A 21,468-nucleotide genomic window follows, 5' to 3' on the forward strand; every position below is an offset into this window, starting at 1 on the left:
GGTGACAAAGCACGCCGGAACCTGCCGGAGGTGCCGCGCCTGCCGACGGCAGGGCAGAATCAAGTCATGGACAAGGACATGCGCAACCTCCCTTCAGCCGCTGACGGCACACCCCGCACCGCTGTGGTCACCGGGGCCGGATCCGGCATTGGACGGGCAACCGCGCAGGCGTTCCTGGCGGCAGGCTACCGGGTGGTGCTGGCGGGCCGGCGGGAAGCGGAACTGCAGGAAAGCGCCGCGGGCCACCCGGCTTCGCTGGTGGTGCCCACCGACGTCACCGTGCCCGACGACGTCGAGCGGCTGTTCGCGGCCGCCGCCGGAACCTTCGGCCGGGTGGATGTGCTGTTCAATAACGCCGGGGTGTTCGGCCCCACCGGCAGCATTGACGAGCTGAGCATCGAGGACTGGAACCGGACTCTGGCGGTGAATGTCACGGGCACCATGCTGTGCGCCGCCGCGGCGGTACGGCATATGAAGGCTCAGACGCCGCGGGGCGGCCGGATCATCAACAACGGCTCCATTTCCGCCCACACTCCCCGCCCGCTTTCCGCGGCCTACACAGCCACCAAGCATGCCGTGACCGGGCTGACCAAGTCCATTGACCTGGACGGACGGCCCTTCGGCATCACCTGCGGGCAGATCGACATCGGCAACGCCGCCACCGAACTGCTCAGCGGGATCGGCAGCGGGCAGGGCGCGCTGCAGGCCAACGGCACGACCTCCGTGGAGCCGTCATTCCCCGTGGAGGAAGCCGCTGCCGCAGTGCTGTTTATGGCTGCTGCGCCCGCGTCCGCCAACGTCCGTTCCCTGATGATCACGGCGTCGGGGATGCCGTTCGGCGGCCGCGGCTAAAGCATCAACCTTTGGACTTACGCGTTTCCCGGGCGTTGGCCTTCTGCAGGGCGTCCACCAGTTCATCCTTGGTCATCTTCGAACGGCCGGAAATCTCCAGCTTTGTGGCCAGCTCGTAGAGGTGGCCCTTGGAGGCATTCGCGTCAACGCCGCCTGCCGTGTCCTTCGAAGACCCCCGCCCTTCGGCTGCCCTGGCATCGGAGGGGCCTTTCCCGTCCTTTTCCTCCCAGTGATCGCCCACCTTTTCATGGGTGTGCTTCAGCGCAGCATAGGCCGTCCGCGCGGCCCGCTCGGCGTCGCCGTACTCCTCCATGGCGGAGTCATAGGTCTTCGCGAACGTGTCCTGCGCCTTTTTGTCCGAGCGCTGCAGGGTCGAGGGAAGTTCGTTTTTAATCGGTGCGCCGCTCTTGCCTGTCTTAGGCATCCCGGACCTCCGCGCTGTCCGGGCGCGTGTTCCCGCGTTCAGCCATGATTGCTTTCCTTCCGGTCAGTCATTGTCAGGGGTCTTCCGGTTCTATCACCGCGGAAACGCATGCCTCAAGCCCCTGCCGGGTGCCCGATCCGAACGGCTTAGGCGGTGGCTGCCGCTTCCTCGATGTCCTCGTCGTCAATGCCGAGCACCTCCAGCTTGCCGCTCTTGCGGTCCGCCAGGTACTCCTTCATTTCCCGCTTGATTACCGGCAGCAGCAGGTAGACACCGAGCAGGTTCACAAAGGCGCAGACAAACAGTGCCGCGTCGGTGAAGGTGATGACCTGGCTAAAGGACAGCACGCAGCCGGCAACGGTGAACGTCAGGAAGATGACCTTGTAGGTGATTTCCCGGCGACGGCCTCGGCCGAAGAGGTATTCCCAGGACTTGAGTCCGTAGTAGGACCAGGTGATCAGGGTGGAGTAGGCAAACAGGGCTACGGCAATGGAGAGGACCACCGGGAACCACGGCAGCACGGTGGCGAACGCATCCGAGGTGAGGATGACGCCGTCGGGAGCCTCACCGCCGCCCTGGACCTGATCAATGCCGGCCTGCAGGCTGGGGGTGGAGGCCATGATGATGGCCAGGGCGGTCATGGTGCAGATCAGGACCGTGTCCACCAGCGGTTCAAACAGCGCCACGAAGCCTTCACTGACCGGGCGGCGGGTTTTGACTGCTGAGTGCGCAATCGCAGCGGAACCGACACCCGCCTCGTTGGAGAAGGAGGCACGCTGGAAGCCGACAATCATCACGCCGATCACGCCGCCCGCAAAGCCTTCGGGGCGGAAGGCGCCCTCGATGATGGCGCCGAACGCCGCCGGCACATTCTCGAAGTTCACGATGATGACAAACAGGCAGGCCAGGATGTAGACGGCCGCCATGGCCGGCACGAGCTTGGAGGTGGTGGCACCGATGGACTTGATGCCGCCCAGAATCACCACAGCCACCAGAACAGCCAGGACCAGGCCGAAGACCAGAGCCGCTCCCGCACTACCCAGGAGGCCGTCGTCACCGCCCGTGACATTCTGGATCTGCGCAAACGTCTGGTTGGCCTGGAACATGTTGCCGCCGGCCACGCCGAAGATGAGGATAGCCACGGCAAAGATGCCGGTCAGGATTTTCGCCGGCCAGGTGCCGAAGCGGGCGAAGGCCACCGGCAGGTATTTGAACGGTCCGCCGCTGATGGAGCCGTCGGGGTGCACCTCGCGGTATTTCACGCCCAGGGTGCATTCGGCGAACTTTGATGCCATGCCCAGCAGCCCGGCAAGGATCATCCAGAATGTTGCTCCCGGCCCGCCCAGGGCCATCGCCGCCCCGACGCCGGCAATGTTGCCCAAACCCACGGTGCCGGACAGTGCGGAGGTCAGTGCCTGGAAATGCGGAACTTCCCCCGGGTCCTCCTTCGAGGAGAACTTCCCGCGGATTACTTCCACCGCGACCTTCAAGCCGCGGAACTGGATGAAGCCGAAATAGATGGTGAAGACTATGCCGGCCGCGATCAGCCAGGCGACCACCACGGGAAAGCTGAAGTCCCCGATAGTCACCGGGAAAAAGACAATGCCGGAGAACACGGCCGTAATCGGTTCGAAGAAGGAGTTGACCGCGGCATCAACAGATCCGAGCCAGCCGACTTCCTCCGACGTCGGCGCCATAGGAACTGCACTTGCTGCACTCATCAATCGAACCCCCGGTTTCAGTAAGCATGCTGTCGAAGCGACACCATAGCCTTGCTTAAAACACGGATGTTAGACAAATCACACGAAGTGGCGGGCGCCGGCGGTCAGCACTCCACCACGTTGACGGCGAGTCCGCCGAGGGCGGTTTCCTTGTACTTCGAACTCATGTCGCGGCCGGTTTCGCGCATGGTCACAATGACTTCATCCAGTGAGACACGGTGGTCGCCGTCGCCCCAGAGAGCCATCTTCGCGGCGTTCACAGCCTTGGCCGCACCGATGGCGTTGCGTTCAATGCACGGCACCTGCACGAGCCCGCCAATCGGGTCACAGGTCAGGCCCAGATTGTGTTCCATGGCAATTTCTGCGGCGTTTTCCACCTGTTCGGGGGTGCCGCCGAGGATCTCGGCCAGACCGGCTGCCGCCATGGACGACGCCGAACCCACCTCGCCCTGGCACCCCACCTCGGCGCCGGAAATGGACGCCTGTTCCTTGTACAGCACGCCCACGGCCCCGGCGGCGAGCAGGAACCGGACCACCACGTCGTCCTTTTGCTCGGCAGTGGCGTTGTCCATGCCGGGCCCGTAGTGGGTGGCGTAGAACATTACGGCCGGGATGATGCCCGCCGCACCGTTGGTGGGGGCAGTGACCACCCGGCCGCCAGACGCGTTTTCCTCGTTGACGGCCAGTGCCACCAGGTTGACCCATTCCTGCCAGAACTTCGGGTCCCGGTTCGGATCTTCGGCGCGAAGCCGTGTGTGCCAGGCCGGTGCCCGACGGCGGACCTTCAGCCCGCCGGGAAGCAGACCAGTGCGGCGGATGGCGGAGTTTTTGCATTCCTCCATGACGTCGCGGATGTGCAGCAGGCCGGCGCGGATGTCCTCTTCGGTCCGGGAGGCTTTCTCGTTGGCCAGCATCACTTCGCTGATGCTCAGGCCGTTTTCGGTGCAGTGCCGCAGCAGCCCGGCAGCGGTGCGGAACGGATACGGCAGTTCCGATTTGCTCGCTTCCAGTTCCAGGGCGGCTGCCCGCTCCTCGCCCTCGCGGACAATGAAGCCGCCGCCAACGGAGAAGAAGGTTTCGGCGTGCAGCACAGATCCGTCGTCTGCCAGGGCCGCGAACTTCATGCCGTTGGTGTGCCGGGGCAGCACCGTCAGCGGGTGCAGGACAATGTCCGCTTCCCCGTATTCCAGGGGGCGGGCGACGGCGCCGGGCACCTCGCTGCAGAGCTGCAGTTTCCGGCTGGCCTCGATGTCGGCCAGCCGCTCCTCCACCTGTTCCGGCAGGATCAACTCCGGGGCGAAACCTTCCAGCCCCAGCAGCACGGCGGTCATGGTGCCGTGGCCGCGGCCGGTCGCCGCGAGAGACCCGTACAGGTCCACGCGGAGGCCGGCCACGGAATCCAGGATGCCGGCGTCCACCAGTTCACCCGCGAACACGGCGGCGGCACGCATCGGACCCACGGTATGTGAGCTCGACGGGCCGATGCCCACGGTAAACAGGTCAAATACGCCGACAGCCATCGGGTGTCCTAACGGTGTGCTGCTGCCGGGGCCGCGGAGAGATCCGCGACATCGGTGTACAGCGGGTGGGATTCAGCCAGGGCGGTGACGCGGTTGCGCAGCGGTGTCAGATCAGCGTCATCAGCGGCAATCAGGGCCTGCGCAATGATGTCCGCCACCTCCCGGAAGGCAGCCTCGCCGAAGCCGCGGGTGGCCAGGGCGGGGGTGCCGATCCGCAGCCCCGACGTCACCATCGGCGGACGCGGGTCGAAGGGCACCGCGTTGCGGTTCACGGTGATGTCGATCTGCGCCAGCCGGTCTTCGGCTTCCTGCCCGTTGAGGGAGGCATTGCGCAGGTCCACCAGCACCAGGTGCACGTCCGTACCGCCGGAGACAACGGAGATCCCTGCCCCGGCGACGTCGTCGGCCAGCAGACGCTCGGCGAGGATCCGCGCACCGGCCAGCGTGCGCTCCTGCCGCTCACGGAATTCGGGCGTCGCGGCAATCTTGAACGCGGTTGCCTTGCCGGCAATGACGTGTTCCAGCGGTCCGCCCTGCTGGCCCGGGAACACCGCCGAGTTGATCTTCTTGGCGATGTCCGCGTCATTGGAGAGGATGATGCCGCCGCGCGGACCGGCGAGGGTCTTGTGCGTGGTGGTGGTGACTACGTGGGCGTGCGGAACCGGGCTGGGGTGCAGTCCGGCGGCCACCAGGCCGGCGAAGTGGGCCATGTCCACCATCAGGTAGGCGCCAACTTCGTCAGCGATGCGGCGGAACTCGGCGAAGTCCAACTGGCGGGCGTAGGCGGACCAGCCGGCCACGATCAGCTTGGGCTGATGCTCCCGGGCCAGGCGCGCGACGTCGTCCATGTTCACGGTGTGGGTGGTTTCGTCCACACCGTAGGGAACGATGTTGTAAAGCCGGCCGGAGAAGTTGATCTTCATGCCGTGCGTGAGATGGCCGCCGTCAGCGAGGGAAAGGCCCAGCACGGTGTCGCCCGGGCGGATCAGCGCGTGCATCACGGAGGCGTTGGCCTGTGCACCGGAGTGCGGCTGGACGTTGGCGAAGTTCGCGCCGAAGAGGTCCTTGGCACGGTCGATGGCCAGCTGCTCGATAACGTCCACGTACTCGCAGCCGCCGTAGTAGCGGCGGCCCGGGTATCCCTCGGCGTACTTGTTGGTCAGCACCGAACCCTGCGCCTGCATGATGGCCACGGCGGTGTGGTTCTCGGAGGCGATCATCTCCAGGCCCTGCTGCTGGCGGCGCCGCTCGTTGTCGATCTGCTCGGCTACCTCGGGATCAACCTCGGCCAGCGAAGAATTGAGGTAATCGCTCACAGTTCGCCGCCGTTCTTCTCGGCGTACTCCTCGGCGCTGAGCAGTTCACCTTCGGCGGTGGCGTTGACGGTGAACAGCCAGCCGGCACCGTACGGGTCCTCGTTCAGGAGGGCCGGGTTGTCGATGGCCTCCTGGTTGATCTCCACGATCTCGCCCGACACCGGGGCGTAGAGGTCCGAAACGGACTTCGTGGACTCAACTTCTCCGCAGGTTTCGCCGGCGGTGACCGTGTCGCCGACGGCGGGCAGGTCAACGTAGACCACGTCGCCCAGGGCGTCGGCGGCGACGGCGGAAATGCCGACGCGGACGGGGCTGGAGGAGTCCACCCATTCGTGTTCCGCGGAGTAACGGAGTCCTGCGTTTACTTTGCTCATCTGTTTGCCTCTCGAAGCTGGTCTGCTGGGTTGTTCAAAGTTTAGGCCGGGGCGCTGCTGGGGCGGCATTCGCCGCCCCAGCAGCGCGTATCTCCTACCGCTTCTCGCGCTTATAGAACGGAAGGTCGACGACGGTGAAAGGTTCGGGTTTGCCACGAAGGTCGACGGCAAGCTCGGTGCCGGCTGCGGCATAGTCCTTATCGACGTAGGCCAGTGCGATCGGGAAGCCGAGGGTGGGGCTGGGAGCACCGGAGGTGACTTCACCGATGACCGTTTCCCCGGAGAGGACCGGGTAGTGCGAGCGGGCCGAACGGCGGCCGGAGCCCTTCAGACCGACGAGCCTGCGTGCCGGGCCCGCTTCCTTCTTGGCGGCCAGGGCGTCGCGGCCCACGAAGTTGCCTTCCTTGGACAGCGCCACCACCGGGCCGAGGCCCGCGGCGTAGGGGTCCGTGTCCAGGCTGAGCTCGTTGCCGTAGAGCGGCATGCCGGCTTCCAGCCGCAGCGAGTCGCGGCAGGCCAGGCCCGCCGGGATCAGGCCCGAGTCCGCACCGGCGGCGAGCAGCGCATCCCAGAGGACCGCGGCGTCGTCATTGGGCACGTAAATCTCGAATCCGTCCTCACCTGTGTAGCCGGTGCGGGCCACCAGCAGGTTCAGCGTCCGGTCCCCGGCATTGATATCCACGGTGTCCGCGGCGTAGTACTTCATGCCGGTGACGGCCTCGTGCTGCGCTGCAGGAACCAGAGCCAGGAGAATGGCCTCCGCCGCGGGGCCCTGCACCGCCACCAGGGAGGTCTCACCGGAAACGTTGGTCACCGTGACGTCGAAACCCTCGGCGCGGGCAGCCAGTTCGGCTGCCACCGTGTCCGCGTTGCCTGCGTTGGGGACCACGAGGTAGGAGTCCTCGGCCAGCCGGTAGCTGATCAGATCATCAATGATCCCGCCGTCGGCGTTGGTGATCAGCGAGTACTTGGCGCGGCCCGGCTTCACGGCGGAAAGCTTGCCCGCCAGGGCGTAGTCCAGGAACGCCCCGGCCTCGGGACCGGAGACCTCCACTTCACCCATGTGGGAGAGGTCGAACAGGCCGGCGGCGCTGCGCACGGCCTTATGTTCAGCCAGCTCGGAGCTGTACTTGAGCGGCATCTGCCAGCCACCGAAGTCGGTGAAGGAGGCGCCCAGCTGTTTGTGCGCCTCATAGAGCGCGGTGTATTTCTCAGTCACTGGAATAACCCCTAGTTCTCAAACTCTTCGATGGGCGGGCAGGAGCAGATCAGGTTCCGGTCGCCGGCAGCGCCGTCAATGCGTCCCACCGGCGGGAAGTACTTGTCCATGCGCAGGCTGCGCAGCGGGAAGGCTGCCTGCTCGCGGGGGTAGTCACGGTCCCATTCATTGCCGGCCACCACGGTGGCGGTGTGCGGGGCGTTGCGCAGCGGGCTGCCCTCCAGGCTAAAGTCCCCGGCAGCAACCTGGTCAATTTCGGCGCGGATGGCGATCATCGCGTCAATGAACCGGTCAATCTCGCCCAGGTCTTCGGACTCGGTGGGCTCCACCATCAGGGTGCCGGCCACCGGGAAGGACAACGTGGGGGCATGGAAGCCGTAGTCCACCAGGCGCTTGGCCACATCCTCGGCGGTGACGCCGGTCTTCGCGGTGAGCTCACGCAGGTCCAGGATGCACTCGTGGGCCACCAGTCCGCCCTTGCCGGTGTAGAGCACCGGGAAGTACTCGTTCAGCCGGGCGGCCACGTAGTTCGCCGCGAGCAGGGCGTGCTTGGTGGCGCTGGTCAGGCCCTCGCCGCCCATCAGGTTCACATAGGCCCAGGAGATGGGCAGCACGCCGGCGGAGCCGAAGCGCGACGCCGAGACGGGGATGTCCTCGCCGTCGGTCCAGGTGGCCGCGTCACCGGGCATAAAGGGTGCCAGGTGCGCCTTCGCAGCCACGGGGCCGACGCCGGGACCGCCGCCGCCGTGCGGGATGCAGAAGGTCTTGTGCAGGTTCAGGTGCGAGACGTCGCCGCCGAACTCGCCCGGCTGGGCGAGACCGACGAGGGCATTGAGGTTGGCGCCGTCGATGTAGACCTGTCCGCCGGCCTCGTGCACGGCGTCGCAGACATCGCGGACGTCGTCGTCGAACACGCCGTGGGTGGAGGGGTAGGTGATCATGATTGCGGCGAGGTTGTCGCGGTGCGCATCGATCTTGGCGCGCAGGTCCGCGTGGTCAATGGCACCGTCATCAGCGGTGGCAACCACCACCACCTTCATGCCGGCCAGCACGGCCGAGGCGGCGTTGGTGCCGTGTGCCGAGGCCGGGATGAGGCACACGGTGCGCTGTTCGTCGCCGCGGGAGTGGTGGTAGCCGCGGATGGCCAGCAGCCCGGCCAGTTCGCCCTGCGAGCCGGCGTTGGGCTGGATGGAGACGGTGTCGTAGCCGGTGATGACTGCCAGCTGCTGCTCCAGGTCCGCAATCAGTTCCCGCCAGCCTTCAGTCTGGGAATCCGGGGCGAAGGGATGAATGGAGGCGAACTCGGGCCAGGTCATGGCCTGCATTTCGGCGGTGGCGTTGAGCTTCATGGTGCAGGAGCCCAGCGGAATCATGGTGCGGTCCAGGGCCAGGTCACGGTCCGAGAGGCGGCGCAGGTAGCGCAGCATCTGGGTTTCGGAGCGGTAGGAGGCAAAGACGGGGTGCGTCATGAACTCCGAGGTGCGCAGCAGGTCAGCAGGCAGCTCGAAGCCTTCCGCGTCCTGAACCGGGGCGGCACCGAAGGCGGCGGCGACATCTGCGATCACGGCCGGCGTCGTCGTCTCGTCGGCGGAAACGCCCACGGTGTCGGCATCGATGAAGCGCAGGTTGATGCCCCTGGCTTCGGCGGCGGCCACAATGTCGGCTGCCTTGCCGGGGACGCGGGCGGTCACGGTGTCGAAGAAGGTCTCATGCAGCAGCTCGACGCCGGCGGCCTGCAGGGCCGCGGCCAGCGAACGGGCGGAGTTGTGGGTGCGGCGGGCAATCGCGGTCAGGCCTTCGGGGCCGTGGTAGACGGCGTACATGGACGCCACGATGGCCAGCAGGGCCTGTGCGGTGCAGATGTTGGAAGTGGCCTTCTCACGGCGGATGTGCTGCTCGCGGGTCTGCAGTGCCAGCCGGTAGGCGGGAGTGCCGGCGGAGTCCTTGGAGACGCCGACAAGGCGGCCGGGCAGGGAACGCTCCAGGCCCTTGCGCACGGCCATGTAGGCGGCATGCGGGCCGCCGAAGAACAGGGGAACGCCAAAGCGCTGCACGGAGCCCACGGCAATGTCGGCACCCTGCTCACCGGGCGGGGTGATCAGGGTCAGGGCCAGCAGGTCCGCTGCCACGGTGACCAGCGCGCCGCGTTCCTTGGCTTCGGCAATCAGCTCTGCCTGGTTGCGCACCACGCCGGAAGCACCCGGCTGCTGCAGTACAACGCCGGCCAGCTCACCCTCGGGGAGCCCGTTGGCCAGGTCCGCGACGATCACCTCGAAGCCGAGCGCCTTTGCCCTGCCCTTCACCACGGCGATGGTCTGCGGGAAGGCTTCGGAGTCCAGCACAATGGCGCCGTTGCCTTTGGCCTTGTTTGACCGGCGCATCAGGAGCACTGCCTCGGCCACGGCCGTGGCTTCATCCAGCAGGGACGCATTGGCGATGGGCAGGGCGGTGAGGTCCTGGACCATGGTCTGGAAGTTCAGCAGCGCCTCGAGCCGGCCCTGGGAGATTTCGGGCTGGTACGGGGTGTAGGCGGTGTACCAGGCCGGATCCTCCACCACATTGCGCTGGATCACCGGCGGGGTGTGGGTGGAGTAGTAGCCCTGGCCGATCATCTGGACGGCCGTTTTGTTCTTCCCGGCAATGCGGCGCAGTTCGGCGAGGGTTTCCTCTTCGGACTTCGCCTGGTCCAGGACCAGCGGGAAGCCCTGGCGGATGGCGGCAGGCACTGCCATGTCCACCATGCCGTCCAGGGAGTCGTAACCGACGGCCTTAAGCATTGTCTCCACGGCATTGCCGCGGGCGCCGATGTGCCGGTCCGCGAAGGCGGCGGCAAGGGTGGAGGAGGACGGTTCTGCAGGCATGTGAGGCTCCAGGAAAGGCAGACGGGGGAACGCCAACTAACGAAGGCTCCTCCCCGCTCTGTATTGGACCTGAGAGATTCCGCGGGTGTACTTCCGCTTGCACCGTCGGTGAGTTCCGGACGGGCCGGAACTGCTTTCCAGAGTTGCCTCGCCATGGCGGTACAGGGGCCTGAGAGATTCCCGGGGAGGGTTTGCTCCTACGGCGCCCGGCGCGATGCTCATGTGCATCCGGCGGAACTCTCCCGCCACGGCTGATAAAGGCATGTTCACTTGTGGATGTCACGGGTATGTGACAAACCAAACTCTAACCCGCCTCCGGCCCCGCCTCAACCCTGTGACACGCGCACAAACGCGGCAATTCCGGACCTGGTCCGGGGATCCGAAAGCAGGCTCGCAGCCGTCCGGAGCCCACGGCTCCGGTCCGCGGCGTGGACCGAATTTGACGCGGCTTGCGGCTGGCTTCCAAACTGAGTTGTCGGCGGCATCGCCAACTTCCTCGGCGCCGCCTACCCACCAGCGGGCCGTTAGGCGATACGGCAGATCAGCTGCCGGCGGGTGCCTAATAGAAAGATCGCAATGTCAGAGCGAATGACCCGCCCACCGAGCAAAAGCGCTGTTCCCGCAGAGCAGGCTGCAGCCAAAGAGCCGCATCTTGCCCGCTCACTCTCCAGCCGCCACATCCAGCTGCTCGCCATCGGCGGTGCCATCGGCACCGGCCTGTTTATGGGTTCGGGCAAAACCATTTCCGTCGCAGGCCCGTCCGTCATCTTCGTCTACGCGATTATCGGCTTCATGCTGTTCTTCGTTATGCGGGCCATGGGCGAACTGCTGCTCTCGAATCTTTCCTACAAGTCCTTCAGCGATTTCTCCGCGGACCTGCTCGGACCCTGGGCCGGGTTCTTCACCGGCTGGACCTACTGGTTCTGCTGGGTGGTCACCGGCATTGCCGACGTGGTTGCCATTGCCCACTATGTGACGTTCTGGTGGGGCAACGCCCCGCTGTGGATACCCGCACTGGCCTGCATCCTGCTCCTGCTCGCCCTGAACCTGCCCACGGTCAAGGCCTTCGGCGAGACCGAGTTCTGGTTCGCACTGATCAAGATCATCGCCATTCTTACCCTGATTGTGGTGGGCCTGGCCATGGTCCTGACCGGCTTCACCCACGGCGACGGAGTCACCGCAGGCTTCAACAACCTCTGGGAGCACGGCGGTTTCTTCCCCACCGGCCCCATGGGCTTTGTCGCCGGGTTCCAGATTGCCGTGTTTGCCTTTGTCGGCATTGAGCTGGTGGGCACCGCTGCCGCCGAAACCAAGGATCCGGAGAAGAACCTTCCCCGCGCGGTGAACTCCATTCCCATCCGCATCCTGCTCTTCTACGTAGGTGCCCTCGTGGTGCTGATGGCCGTCGTTCCGTGGGACGAGTTCAGTGCCAATGAGAGCCCCTTCGTAGGAATGTTCACGCTGGCCGGCCTGGGCACCGCCGCGGCCGTAGTGAACTTCGTGGTGCTTACTTCCGCGGCGTCCAGCGCGAATTCGGGGATATATTCCACCTCGCGCATGGTTTTCGGCCTGGCGCACGACGGCGATGCCCCCAAGGCGTTCGGCCGCCTGTCCCGGCGCAAGGTGCCTCAGAACGCCCTGTTCTTCTCCTGCACCTTCCTGCTCGCCGGCGTCGTGCTGCTCTACGCGGGCGAGTCGGTCAGTGCCGCGTTCACGCTGGTGACCACCATTTCCGCGCTGTGCTTCATGTTCGTCTGGTCCATCATCCTGGCCAGCTACCTGGTTTACCGGAAGCGCCGGCCGCAGCTCCACGAAGCTTCGAAGTTCAAGCTGCCCGGCGGCGTCGTCATGGTGTACGTGGTGTTCGCGTTCTTTGCCTTCATCCTCTGGGCGCTCACCACCCAACCGGATACCCTGCAGGCCCTGCTGGTCACCCCCATCTGGTTTGTGCTGCTCGGAGTGGTCTACGCGGTCCTGCGCCGCACTCCCGTGCACCAGGCGCGCGTGGCGGCACATCAGGACAAGGTGGTCCGCGAGCGCGCACTGGCGGCGGAACCCCGCTAGTACACGACGGTGCCCCGCGAGCTGACCCTTGCCCCGTCAGCCCGGGCACCCGGTTTGGCGCTGGCATCCAGTTCCAGCCCGAAGGTATTGAGCGGCACCTCCAGGGCCGTCACCAGATGGGGAACCACCTCGTGCTGGATCCTGGCAATCACCCCCTGCACATCCGCGTCGGAGTTCACCGTCACCTTCATGGCCAGGTCCGGTTCATCTGCGGTCCCCCGCAGCCGGACGCTGGAGGACACCACTCCGGGCAGCTGTTCCGTCTCGTTGCTGACGGCGGCTGCCAGGATGGCGGGATCACACACCGTTATCCCGCGCGCCGGGTCTTCCTGAAGACGGAAGGTCCCGGCTTTCCGGCTGCGCGGGATCTGGGCCAGGAGCCACCAGAGCCCAAGAATGCCCAGCACCACTCCGGCCAGCAGCACCGCCCACGCGGCGGGCTCGCCGGAAAGCAGTTCCGCGGCATCCGCCAGTATCGGCTCGGACGCCGCCGCTATGCCGCCGAGCGCTCCGGTGGCGATAAGGACCGCCAGCACTCCGGCGGCAAGGAAAAGTATCCCGAGAATGATCAGCCAGGTCCGGTTGGCCGCTCCGGCATGTTCTCTCATTTGAGGCCGCCCTTTCTGCTCGTCCGTCGCCGTTCCGGAATCATTCCCGGGTGCGGATGGAGGCGGTGACTTCCGGCACCGGATCCAGTCCGGTTGCCGCAAGACGGGACCGCACCCCGTCCACCACCCAGTGCTGAAGATCCGCGGTGCCGTGCAGTGCGGTAGTGACCTCCAGATGGACCCTTCGGCCGGTGGTGGTCGCGGAGGCGGAGGAAACCCCGTCAATGTGGTGACAGGTGGACGCTGCCAGTCGCGCCACGGCACGCCGGCTCATCACCACCGTTTCCCCTCCGCGCACCGACGGCACCCCGCCGGATTCCCCCGCCCCCGGCAGTCCCGGCATGTTCACCGCTTTGGCCCGCAACGGAAGGGCGCCGTATTCGCCCGGTATCAGCCCGCAGAGCAGCAGGATGCCACCGATGACCAGCAGCACCACCGCGGCAGTCCATCCCTGCGGACTGTCCCAGGAGGTATCGGCCAGCCACCTCAGCGGCTCCGTGACGAAAACCGGCCACGTCCCGTCCACCAGCCGGATCACCGCCGCCCATACCAGGGCCACACCCAGCGCCAGCAGCAGGAGGGCGGTAATGACGGCAGGGCCGGACCGGCTGGGCCGGCGCCGCATGGCGACCGGGGGGTGGATTCTCCCGCTCATTGCAGCCTCCGGCGTGACTGCTGCGCCCCGGAGGGCTTCAGCCAGGAGACGGTGATGTCCACCTGCCGCACCTCTACACCCGTCAGTTCGCTGACCCGGTCGGTGATTCGGCGCCGCAGCTGTTCGGTAGCCTGCCGCAGGGCAATCGGATACGGCAGCCCCACCGTGACCTTGAGGCTGGCGATGTTTCCCGCCAGCTCCACACTGGCATCCGGTCTGGCGGACAGATCGGCCCGGGCACCGATCCCCAGGAAACCGCCCGAACTGCCGCCGGCAAAGGTTTCATCCCGGGCGACCTGGCTGGCGGTTTTCTCCAGCACCCGCCGGGACAGCACGGTTTCGCCTCGATCATTGATGTCCCGTGCCGGACGGAGCCGTCCCGGCGCCGTTGGAACGCTCATCGGCTTGACGCTCTGCCGAGCATCCCCTGAACGTCCACCTTCCCGTCCACCACCAGACCTACCAGCAGCCCGATCAGACCAAAGAGAAGCGTAATGAGGAGCGCCAGCCAACCGCCGAAGGCCAGCACGATCCCCAGTACCAACCCGATTACCAGACACCACCGCGTTGCGGACATGGAGTCCTCCCTCTACTTGTTGTACTGCCGTTACTGCAGGTTCGTGGACGGCTTGTTTTCGCTCTCGCCGCCCTCGTCCTGTTCATCCGGCAGGTGTACGTCCGTGACGTTCACGTTGACCTCGAGCACCTCCAGTCCGGTGGCGTTTTCCACGGACCGGATGACATTGCGCCGGATGCTCTGGCTCACCTCCACCACGGAGAAGCCGTACTCCACTACGATGCTCACATCCACCGCTGCCTGCCGCTCCCCCTTTTCCACCGTGACGCCATTGCTGACATTGGTCTGCGAACCCGGGATCCGCTCCGTCATGGAACTGAAAGCCCGCCGTGCGGCGTTACCCATGGCGTAAACGCCGGGCACCTCGCGGGTGGCCATGCCCGCCAGCTTCTGCACCACGGTTTCTTCGATGGTGGTATCCCCCCGCGGAGTCTGCAGCGGTCCGGACCTGCGCTGGGCGTCCGTCCCCGTAGATTCCTGTTCCTGTCCCTGCGGATGGTCCGGAGCCGGGGGCCGGACCTGGGGTCCGGAGCCGGAGGGGCCCGGGACGCTCTGGGCACCCCGGGGACTGCTGGGTGCCGGGGTGGGTCCGGCCGGTTTCGATGGATCTGCCATGGGAATCATCTCTCCTGCGATCATTGCGGCGTCACCGCGCACGTCCCTTACAGGATTAATGACGTGGCGGGAGGGAAATCGTCACGGCCGCAGCTGAAGTTTGACCATGTTCCCCGCGCTCCGGCCTCCGCTTATTCCGCCGCGCCCGCACCTCTGGGAAAATCGGACCAGATCCGGTCACTGCCGGACAGACAAGGGACACCATGGCAGGATCCGAGCTGCCGCAGGCGGCACATTACCGAAGGGATTTCCGCCGCGGCCCGGCGGGGAAGGACTCCGGGTTCCTGGACGAGGTTTCCGTCGTCGCGCTGGCCCGGGGCGGCGATCTGACGGCGTTCGAGCATCTCGTGGCGCTCTACCGGGAACGGTTGTTCCGGCTGGCCTACCGGATGCTGCGGGACCGCGGTGATGCCGAAGACGTTGTGCAGGACACGCTCACGGCGAGCTGGCGCGTGCTTCCGTCGCTGGAACGCGACGATGCGTTCGGCGGGTGGGTCTACCGCACCGCCACCAACCGCTGCCTCGATGTACTGCGCCGCCGCAGTTCCCATCCGCAGGACATGCTTGACCCGGATGCTGATGACCAGCGTTTCCTGGCCTCGTTTCCCGGCACGGACCCGCACCGCACCGTCGAAGTTTCTGCTGAACTCGAGACTCTGCGGCGTGCCCTGTCCCTGCTCCCCACGGACCAGCGGGCCTGCTGGCTGTTGCGCGAGGTCCATGACCAGAGTTACGCGGAGATTGGTGCCGCCTTGAGGATCAGCCCCCAGGCGGTCCGAGGCAGACTGGCGCGGGCGCGGGAACATTTGGCGGCGGCCATGACGGAGTGGAAGTAGCTGGCCGGGTCATCATGGGTCACGGAACGCATTTTCCCTTGTATTTCCACTCCACAGATAATAATATCCACGATACGGAAGAAAGCCCCCACACGCATTGTCGACAGGGAGAATCATCATGGCCATTGAAGTAACCGATCCCTCACCCGCAGAGGGAGCGGAGCAGATCCTGACCCCCGAGGCACTGGAATTCATCGAGGAACTCCACCGCCGCTTCCGCAGCACCCGCGACGAGCGCCTCGCTGCCCGCACCGTCCGCCGCCGCGAGGTTGCGGCCTCCGGCACGCTGGATTTCCTGCCCGAGACAGCCGATGTGCGCAACGGCGACTGGAAGGTAGCCCAGGCCCCGGCCGCGCTGCAGGACCGCCGCGTGGAGATGACCGGCCCGGCCTCCCCCGCGAAGATGGCCATCAATGCGCTGAACTCCGGCGCGAAGGTGTGGCTCGCAGACCTTGAGGATGCCTGCACCCCCACCTGGCACAACGTGGTGGACTCCCAGGTGAACCTCTACCGCGCTGCCCGCGGGGACCTTTCCTTCACCTCCCCCGAGGGCAAGGAATACAAGCTGCGCGACGATGCCCCGCTGGCCGTCGTCGTGATGCGCCCGCGCGGCTGGCACCTGCCCGAGAAGCATGTGCTGATCGACGGCGAACCCGCCGTGGGCGCGCTGGTGGACTTTGGCCTGCACTTCTTCGCCAACGCCAAGCAGCTGCTCGAGAACGGCCAGGGCCCGTACTACTACCTGCCCAAGATGGAAAGCCACCTTGAAGCCCGGCTGTGGAACGACGTCTTCACCTTCGCCGAGGAGTACGTGGGCGTACCCCACGGGTCGGTCCGCGCCACGGTGCTGATTGAGACCATCCCGGCAGCCTTCGAGATGGACGAGATCCTTTACGAACTGCGTGACCACGCCTCGGGCCTGAACGCCGGCCGCTGGGATTACCTGTTCAGCATGATCAAGGTCTTCCGCGATGCAGGAAAGTCCTTCCTGCTGCCGGACCGCGCCGACGTCACCATGACGGCACCGTTTATGCGGGCCTACACCGAGCTGCTGGTGAAAACCTGCCACCGCCGCGGGGCCTTTGCCATGGGCGGCATGGCCGCATTCATCCCGAACCGCCGCGAACCGGAAACCACTGCCGCCGCCCTGGAGAAGGTCAAGGCCGACAAGACGCGCGAAGCCGGCGACGGTTTCGACGGCTCGTGGGTGGCTCACCCGGACCTGGTCGCCACCTGCAAGGACGTTTTCGACGGCGTGCTGGGCGAGAAGCCCAATCAGGTGGACCGCCAGCGCGACGATGTCTCCGTGACCGCCACGGACCTGCTGGATGTCAGCACCGCCGGCGGCTCCATCACCGAGGCCGGGCTGCGGTCCAACCTCTACGTGGCCGTCAACTACGTGGCCATCTGGCTCTCCGGCAACGGCGCAGTGGCCATCCGCAACCTGATGGAAGACGCGGCGACGGCGGAAATCTCCCGGTCCCAGGTCTGGCAGCAGGTACGCAACAACGTGGTGCTCGAGGACACCGGCGAGACGGTGACGGAGGAACTGGTCAGCCGGATCCTCGCCGAGGAAACCGAACGCCTGCGCGGCGAGGTCTCGGAGGAAATGTTCACGGCGTACTTCGAACCGGCCAGCCGCATGATCGGCGAGATCAGCCTTTCCGAGGATTACCCGGACTTCCTGACGCTGCCTGCGTACGAGCTGATCGACTAACCGGACACGCCGCCGGCCGGATCGGCACGGTTCGGTCCGGAGGTTTTCAGCGTCACGGCGCTTCGGGTTCCGCTGCTCTTTGCGGCGGAACCCGAAGGTAGCCGCTGCCCCAGCGGGTCATGGCCGCGTAGGCCTTCGCCCGGGCAGCCGGTGCGGACAGGAACACGTCGTGCATGGCGTTGGTGATCCGCACAATGCTGACCGTAGAGCCCAGCGACAGCGCCCGGTGGGCCACCACATTGACGTCCAGGGCGACGTCGGAGCGCTCCGCGGCCTCAGACCACCGCGGGTGCAGGTAACTCTTATCCGAGAGCAGCACCAGTACGGGCACCTCCAACCGGAGCCCGGCCGCCACGGTGGCCTGGGCGGAAAAGACGGCGTCAAGGAAAGCCACCGTAACGGGAAAGCCGCGCACCGGGCGCCAGTCCGTGTTGTAGTGCCATTCCCCGCCGAAGGCTGCGGAGACCGTCCTGGTGTAAATCCCCGGATCAACCGGAGGGAACAGGGCGCGGGGCCTGCGCTGCGCCTGGAGGCTGACCAGCGGAGACATCATGCGCCGGCCCAGTTCGGTGGCCTGGAATTCCAGCCAGGGACTGTTCAGGATCAGGGCCGCCGTCCGTCCCGGATGCCGGTATACCCAGGTGGCCAGGGTCAGTCCCCCGGTGGAATGCCCGAGCAGGATCAGCGGGGCCGCCCCCGGCCGGTCCTGGCCCATGGCCTGCAGCGCCGCCTCCAGATCGGCGTCATACTCCGTGAGGCTCCGGGCAAAGCCGGGTTCCTGCCCCGGCCGGAGACTGCGCCCGTAATTATGCAGGTCCACCGCGAAGAAGCGGGCCCCCTGTCCTGCCCAGTAGCGGGCCAGCTCGGTCTGGAAAAAGTAGTCCGACCAGCCATGCACATACAGCACGTCAGCCGGGACGTCGGCCGGAAGCCCGGAATCCGCCGCCGGAACCGGTTCCCGGGGATGAGGGTCCGGGGGAACATAGCGCACGAGTGTGGCCACCGAGCCGCCGGGGAGCGGCAGGGTCAGCTGCTCGAACCCCTCCCCCAGGATGTCCGGACGCCACCCCTGTGGTTCCGGCATCGCGTCCGCGGGCTCATTCATCCCGTGCCGCCTGCCTTCCTGCGACGGGTCCGGTACCGCTAGTCAAAAAGAATCACCTGGCGGATCGCGTGGCCGTCCGCCAGGGTATCCATCGCAGCGTTGATGTCCTCCAGCGCGATGGTGGAAGAAACCAGTTCCTCCACCGGGAGCCTTCCCTCCCGCCAGAGCTGCGCGTACACCGGAATGTCGCGTGCGGGCACAGCCGAGCCGAGGTAACTGCCAATGATGGTCCGCGCCTCGGCCGTGAGCGTCAGCGGAGTGATTTCCGAGGTCTGGTCAGGGCCGGGAAGGCCCACGGTCACGGTGGTGCCACCGGGCGCGGTGATCCGCACCGCTGTTTCGAAGGCCCCGGGATGTCCGGCCGCTTCGATCACCAGTGCGGGACGGATGCCGGCATCAATCGCCTCCTGCGGAGTATACACCGCGTCCGCGCCCAGTTCCTTGGCCCGGAGGAGTTTTTCCGGCAGCGCGTCGATGCCGATGACGGTGCGCACGTCCAGCGACAGGGCCGTGAGGAGGGCCGCCATGCCCACACCTCCGAGCCCGACAATTGCGACGTCGTCGTCCCGGCCCGGACGCGCGGGGTTCAGCACGGCTCCGCCGCCGGTCAGGACGGCACAGCCCAGCAGGGCGGCCACCTGCGGCGGGATATCGTCCTCCACCGGCACCACCGACTTCCGGTTGACCACCGCGTGGGTCGCGAATCCGGAAACGCCCAGGTGGTGGCGCACCTCCCCGCCGTCGGGGTAATGCAGCCGCATCCCGCCACCGAGCAGCGTGCCGGCGTTATTGGCCGCGCTGCCGGGAATGCAGGGCATTTTGCCGTCCGTCCGGCAGCCGGCGCACTCGCCGCAGCGCGGCAGGAAGGCCATCACCACCCGCTGGCCAACAGCGAGGTCCTCCACCCCCTCACCCAGTTCCTGCACCCTGCCCGCCGCCTCATGCCCGAGCAGCATGGGTAACGGCCGTACCCGGCTTCCGTTGACCACGGACAGGTCCGAGTGGCAGAGGCTGGCCGCCTCGATCCGGACCAGGATCTCCCCCGGACCCGGCGGATCCAGTTCCAGCTCGCGCACCGCCACGGGCCGGGAGCCGGCATAGGGGCGCTGGGCGCCCATGGTTTCCAGGACTGCGCCCCGGATGGATCTGGTGCCCTTACCCATGAACTCTCCCTTGAGTTTTGTGCTTTTGCGCCGCCGGTCCGGCGGTTTCCGCACCTATTCCACCACGTCCGGACCGTCAACACGCCGCCAGTGAGCTTCGGTGCGGGAAACCTTTGGCAAGATGAAGTCATGAGTGAGAGTTCCAGGATCATTCCGGCACTGCCGGACAAAGACACCCTTGCCTTGAAGCGCGCGCTGGCCGCCGGCGACGTCACTGTCTTCGTGGACGGAACCGCCCTCCGGCTGCCGGATGCCGGCAGGGACGCGGTGCTGGACCTGCTCTCCCGCCTGGCCCGGGGCGAGGCCGTGAAGATTTCCACACCCGCCCCGGCGGACCCTCCGCTTCCCGCCGGTCCGGTGCCGCTGCTGACCACTTCCCAGGCGGCTGCCGCTGCCGGTATCTCGCACACCTACCTGCGGAACCTGACCGATGCCGGCATCATCCCGGTGCAGTACCGCGGTTCGCACCGCCGCATCCGGATGGAAGACGTCCAGGCCTGGCTGGAATCCCAGAGTGCCGCCAAAGCGGCACGGGAAACCGGCGGGCAGGCCGCAGCGGACAGCTGATCCGCCAACCGGCAGCGGATACATGTGCCCGCAAGAGGGGCCGGGGATCTATGCTGGGGCTGTGTCGGCGGACACCCCGCCGGCTGACCCTACTGACGGAGCAATACTGTGATCATCGGTATCCCCAAGGAAATCAAGAACAATGAATTCCGCGTAGCAATCACCGCCTCCGGAGTGCACGAGCTCCTCACCCACGGCCACCAGGTGCTGGTACAAAGCGGTGCCGGCACCGGTTCAAACATCTCCGACGCGGAGTACGCCGCAGCCGGAGCGCGGATCCTGGACTCAGCCGACGATGTCTGGTCCCAGTCCGACATGATCCTCAAGGTGAAGGAACCCATCGCCTCCGAGTACCGCCATTTCCGGCCCGGCCTCATTCTCTTCACCTACCTCCACCTAGCTGCGGAAGCTGAGCTGACCTCTGCCCTGGTGGAATCCGGCGTCACGGCCATCGCCTATGAAACCGTGCAGCGGGGCCGGGCGCTGCCCCTGCTGGCACCCATGTCCGAAGTGGCCGGGCGCCTTTCGGTCCAGGTGGGAGCGCAGTCCCTGATGGCCCCCGCCGGCGGCCCGGGGCTGCTGCTGGGCGGAGTACCGGGAGTCCGCCCCGCCAAGGTGGTGGTGCTGGGGGCCGGCGTGGCCGGCACCAACGCCGCCGCAGCCGCCGTCGGCACCCATGCCGACGTCACCGTCCTGGACATCAACATTGACCGGTTGCGGGAACTGGATGCGCAGTACGCAGGGAGAATCAAGACGGTGGCCTCCAACGCGTTCGAGATTGAACGTGCCGTGGTGGACGCTGACCTGGTGATCGGTTCCGTGCTGATCCCCGGGGCCAAGGCCCCGAAGCTGGTCACCAATGCCATGGTGGCGCGGATGAAGCCCGGCAGTGTCCTGGTCGATATCGCTGTGGACCAAGGCGGCTGCTTCGAGGACAGCCACCCCACCACGCATGAGGATCCGACGTTCCGGGTACACGGATCGCTGTTCTACTGCGTGGCAAACATGCCCGGCGCTGTGCCGAACACGTCCACCTACGCCCTGACCAATGTGACCCTGCCCTACGCCGTCGCCCTGGCCGACCGCGGGGTCACCGGCGCTTTCGAGCGGTATCCCGAGCTGGCCCACGGCCTGAACATCGCCGGCGGCCGGGTCACCCATTCCTCCGTCTCCGCGGCCCATGGGCTGGAGTTGGCTTCGGACTGGCCTGAGCTGGTCAACTCGTAAGTCCCCGGCGCGGCTCTGTTTCCGTCCCGGGAACAGAGCCGCGCGGG

At 66.4% G+C, this 21,468-nt stretch carries 20 protein-coding genes and 1 riboswitch; of the genes, 6 read left to right on the forward strand and 14 right to left on the reverse strand.

All coding sequences use genetic code 11. From position 1 onward, the window contains the following. Positions 1 to 66: 66 nt before the first annotated feature. Positions 67 to 852 (forward strand): SDR family oxidoreductase, encoded by a 786-nt coding sequence (locus AC5RTS_RS14325; RefSeq protein WP_493992681.1) that lies wholly within the window; start codon positions 67 to 69, stop codon positions 850 to 852. A gap of 4 nt (positions 853 to 856) precedes the next feature. On the opposite strand, the gene AC5RTS_RS14330 is transcribed toward AC5RTS_RS14325, so the two are convergent. From AC5RTS_RS14330 to gcvP, 7 genes are all read right to left on the reverse strand, one after another. Then, on the reverse strand, positions 857 to 1,276 hold the full coding sequence (locus AC5RTS_RS14330) for a ChaB family protein (RefSeq protein ID WP_493992682.1): 420 nt from the start codon (positions 1,274 to 1,276) through the stop codon (positions 857 to 859). 146 nt (positions 1,277 to 1,422) lie between these two features. Continuing rightward, positions 1,423 to 2,997, reverse strand: a complete 1,575-nt coding sequence (locus AC5RTS_RS14335) for an alanine/glycine:cation symporter family protein (protein WP_493992683.1) — start codon at positions 2,995 to 2,997, stop codon at positions 1,423 to 1,425. Positions 2,998 to 3,101: 104 nt separating this feature from the next. Further along, on the reverse strand, positions 3,102 to 4,517 hold the full coding sequence (locus AC5RTS_RS14340; protein WP_493992684.1) for an L-serine ammonia-lyase: 1,416 nt from the start codon (positions 4,515 to 4,517) through the stop codon (positions 3,102 to 3,104). Between the two features lie 8 nt (positions 4,518 to 4,525). After that, a complete protein-coding gene (glyA, locus tag AC5RTS_RS14345; RefSeq protein ID WP_493992685.1) occupies positions 4,526 to 5,833 on the reverse strand; it encodes a serine hydroxymethyltransferase in 1,308 nt (435 codons plus the stop codon). Continuing rightward, positions 5,830 to 6,207 (reverse strand): glycine cleavage system protein GcvH, encoded by a 378-nt coding sequence (gene gcvH, locus AC5RTS_RS14350; RefSeq protein ID WP_227902969.1) that lies wholly within the window; start codon positions 6,205 to 6,207, stop codon positions 5,830 to 5,832. The genes glyA and gcvH overlap by 4 nt, the downstream gene beginning before the upstream one ends. A gap of 94 nt (positions 6,208 to 6,301) precedes the next feature. Continuing rightward, positions 6,302 to 7,426, reverse strand: a complete 1,125-nt coding sequence (gcvT, locus tag AC5RTS_RS14355) for a glycine cleavage system aminomethyltransferase GcvT (RefSeq protein WP_493992686.1) — start codon at positions 7,424 to 7,426, stop codon at positions 6,302 to 6,304. An 11-nt stretch (positions 7,427 to 7,437) separates the two neighbouring features. Continuing rightward, complete coding sequence (gene gcvP / locus AC5RTS_RS14360; RefSeq protein ID WP_493992687.1) at positions 7,438 to 10,287, reverse strand: aminomethyl-transferring glycine dehydrogenase; 2,850 nt, start codon at positions 10,285 to 10,287, stop codon at positions 7,438 to 7,440. Between the two features lie 147 nt (positions 10,288 to 10,434). Next, positions 10,435 to 10,542, reverse strand: a riboswitch (glycine riboswitch). Positions 10,543 to 10,875: 333 nt separating this feature from the next. On the opposite strand from gcvP, the gene cycA reads away from it, so the two are divergent. After that, entirely contained in the window at positions 10,876 to 12,351 is a 1,476-nt protein-coding gene (cycA, locus tag AC5RTS_RS14365) for a D-serine/D-alanine/glycine transporter (protein ID WP_493992726.1), read from the forward strand. On the opposite strand, the gene AC5RTS_RS14370 is transcribed toward cycA, so the two are convergent. From AC5RTS_RS14370 to AC5RTS_RS14390, 5 genes are all read right to left on the reverse strand, one after another. Then, on the reverse strand, positions 12,348 to 12,959 hold the full coding sequence (locus AC5RTS_RS14370) for an alkaline shock response membrane anchor protein AmaP (RefSeq protein ID WP_493992688.1): 612 nt from the start codon (positions 12,957 to 12,959) through the stop codon (positions 12,348 to 12,350). The genes cycA and AC5RTS_RS14370 overlap by 4 nt on opposite strands. 40 nt (positions 12,960 to 12,999) lie before the next feature. Beyond that, positions 13,000 to 13,614, reverse strand: coding sequence for a DUF6286 domain-containing protein (locus AC5RTS_RS14375; RefSeq protein ID WP_493992689.1), 615 nt, complete (start codon positions 13,612 to 13,614; stop codon positions 13,000 to 13,002). Then, positions 13,611 to 14,015 (reverse strand): Asp23/Gls24 family envelope stress response protein, encoded by a 405-nt coding sequence (locus tag AC5RTS_RS14380; RefSeq protein WP_493992690.1) that lies wholly within the window; start codon positions 14,013 to 14,015, stop codon positions 13,611 to 13,613. Before AC5RTS_RS14380 ends, AC5RTS_RS14375 begins: the two co-directional genes overlap by 4 nt. Further along, positions 14,012 to 14,158 (reverse strand): hypothetical protein, encoded by a 147-nt coding sequence (locus AC5RTS_RS14385; RefSeq protein WP_493992691.1) that lies wholly within the window; start codon positions 14,156 to 14,158, stop codon positions 14,012 to 14,014. The genes AC5RTS_RS14380 and AC5RTS_RS14385 overlap by 4 nt, the downstream gene beginning before the upstream one ends. 63 nt (positions 14,159 to 14,221) lie before the next feature. After that, positions 14,222 to 14,806: an Asp23/Gls24 family envelope stress response protein gene (locus AC5RTS_RS14390; protein WP_493992692.1), complete on the reverse strand. Its 585-nt coding sequence runs from the start codon at positions 14,804 to 14,806 to the stop codon at positions 14,222 to 14,224. Positions 14,807 to 15,009: 203 nt separating this feature from the next. On the opposite strand from AC5RTS_RS14390, the gene AC5RTS_RS14395 reads away from it, so the two are divergent. Both AC5RTS_RS14395 and aceB read left to right on the forward strand, forming a co-directional pair. After that, entirely contained in the window at positions 15,010 to 15,642 is a 633-nt protein-coding gene (locus AC5RTS_RS14395; protein ID WP_493992693.1) for an RNA polymerase sigma factor, read from the forward strand. A gap of 118 nt (positions 15,643 to 15,760) precedes the next feature. Continuing rightward, positions 15,761 to 17,359 (forward strand): malate synthase A, encoded by a 1,599-nt coding sequence (gene aceB / locus AC5RTS_RS14400; RefSeq protein WP_493992694.1) that lies wholly within the window; start codon positions 15,761 to 15,763, stop codon positions 17,357 to 17,359. A 52-nt stretch (positions 17,360 to 17,411) separates the two neighbouring features. Here the strand turns inward: aceB and AC5RTS_RS14405 are convergent, their stop codons facing one another. Next, positions 17,412 to 18,464 (reverse strand): alpha/beta hydrolase, encoded by a 1,053-nt coding sequence (locus tag AC5RTS_RS14405; protein ID WP_493992695.1) that lies wholly within the window; start codon positions 18,462 to 18,464, stop codon positions 17,412 to 17,414. A gap of 38 nt (positions 18,465 to 18,502) precedes the next feature. Further along, a complete protein-coding gene (locus AC5RTS_RS14410) occupies positions 18,503 to 19,627 on the reverse strand; it encodes an alcohol dehydrogenase catalytic domain-containing protein (RefSeq protein ID WP_493992696.1) in 1,125 nt (374 codons plus the stop codon). A gap of 129 nt (positions 19,628 to 19,756) precedes the next feature. Here AC5RTS_RS14410 and AC5RTS_RS14415 point away from each other — a divergent pair, with 129 nt between their 5' ends. Together AC5RTS_RS14415 and ald are read left to right on the forward strand one after the other, a co-directional pair. Beyond that, positions 19,757 to 20,194, forward strand: a complete 438-nt coding sequence (locus tag AC5RTS_RS14415; protein ID WP_493992697.1) for a helix-turn-helix domain-containing protein — start codon at positions 19,757 to 19,759, stop codon at positions 20,192 to 20,194. Between the two features lie 108 nt (positions 20,195 to 20,302). Next, positions 20,303 to 21,421, forward strand: coding sequence for an alanine dehydrogenase (ald, locus tag AC5RTS_RS14420; RefSeq protein WP_493992698.1), 1,119 nt, complete (start codon positions 20,303 to 20,305; stop codon positions 21,419 to 21,421). Positions 21,422 to 21,468: the final 47 nt, after the last annotated feature.

This window comes from Arthrobacter sp. MDT1-49-2 (genome assembly GCF_059090185.1).

Excerpts from the sequence above, each read along its gene's own strand:
- AC5RTS_RS14390 (WP_493992692.1), bottom strand. The coding sequence starts at position 14,806 with ATGGCAGATCCATCGAAACCGGCCGGACCCACCCCGGCACCCAGCAGT.
- AC5RTS_RS14410 (WP_493992696.1), bottom strand. The coding sequence starts at position 19,627 with ATGGGTAAGGGCACCAGATCCATCCGGGGCGCAGTCCTGGAAACCATG.
- AC5RTS_RS14415 (WP_493992697.1), top strand. The coding sequence starts at position 19,757 with ATGAGTGAGAGTTCCAGGATCATTCCGGCACTGCCGGACAAAGACACC.
- AC5RTS_RS14370 (WP_493992688.1), bottom strand. The coding sequence starts at position 12,959 with ATGAGAGAACATGCCGGAGCGGCCAACCGGACCTGGCTGATCATTCTC.
- AC5RTS_RS14330 (WP_493992682.1), bottom strand. The coding sequence starts at position 1,276 with ATGCCTAAGACAGGCAAGAGCGGCGCACCGATTAAAAACGAACTTCCC.
- cycA (WP_493992726.1), top strand. The coding sequence starts at position 10,876 with ATGACCCGCCCACCGAGCAAAAGCGCTGTTCCCGCAGAGCAGGCTGCA.
- AC5RTS_RS14395 (WP_493992693.1), top strand. The coding sequence starts at position 15,010 with ATGGCAGGATCCGAGCTGCCGCAGGCGGCACATTACCGAAGGGATTTC.
- AC5RTS_RS14340 (WP_493992684.1), bottom strand. The coding sequence starts at position 4,517 with ATGGCTGTCGGCGTATTTGACCTGTTTACCGTGGGCATCGGCCCGTCG.
- AC5RTS_RS14375 (WP_493992689.1), bottom strand. The coding sequence starts at position 13,614 with ATGAGCGGGAGAATCCACCCCCCGGTCGCCATGCGGCGCCGGCCCAGC.
- AC5RTS_RS14325 (WP_493992681.1), top strand. The coding sequence starts at position 67 with ATGGACAAGGACATGCGCAACCTCCCTTCAGCCGCTGACGGCACACCC.
- gcvH (WP_227902969.1), bottom strand. The coding sequence starts at position 6,207 with ATGAGCAAAGTAAACGCAGGACTCCGTTACTCCGCGGAACACGAATGG.
- AC5RTS_RS14380 (WP_493992690.1), bottom strand. The coding sequence starts at position 14,015 with ATGAGCGTTCCAACGGCGCCGGGACGGCTCCGTCCGGCACGGGACATC.
- AC5RTS_RS14405 (WP_493992695.1), bottom strand. The coding sequence starts at position 18,464 with ATGAATGAGCCCGCGGACGCGATGCCGGAACCACAGGGGTGGCGTCCG.
- AC5RTS_RS14335 (WP_493992683.1), bottom strand. The coding sequence starts at position 2,997 with ATGAGTGCAGCAAGTGCAGTTCCTATGGCGCCGACGTCGGAGGAAGTC.
- aceB (WP_493992694.1), top strand. The coding sequence starts at position 15,761 with ATGGCCATTGAAGTAACCGATCCCTCACCCGCAGAGGGAGCGGAGCAG.
- gcvP (WP_493992687.1), bottom strand. The coding sequence starts at position 10,287 with ATGCCTGCAGAACCGTCCTCCTCCACCCTTGCCGCCGCCTTCGCGGAC.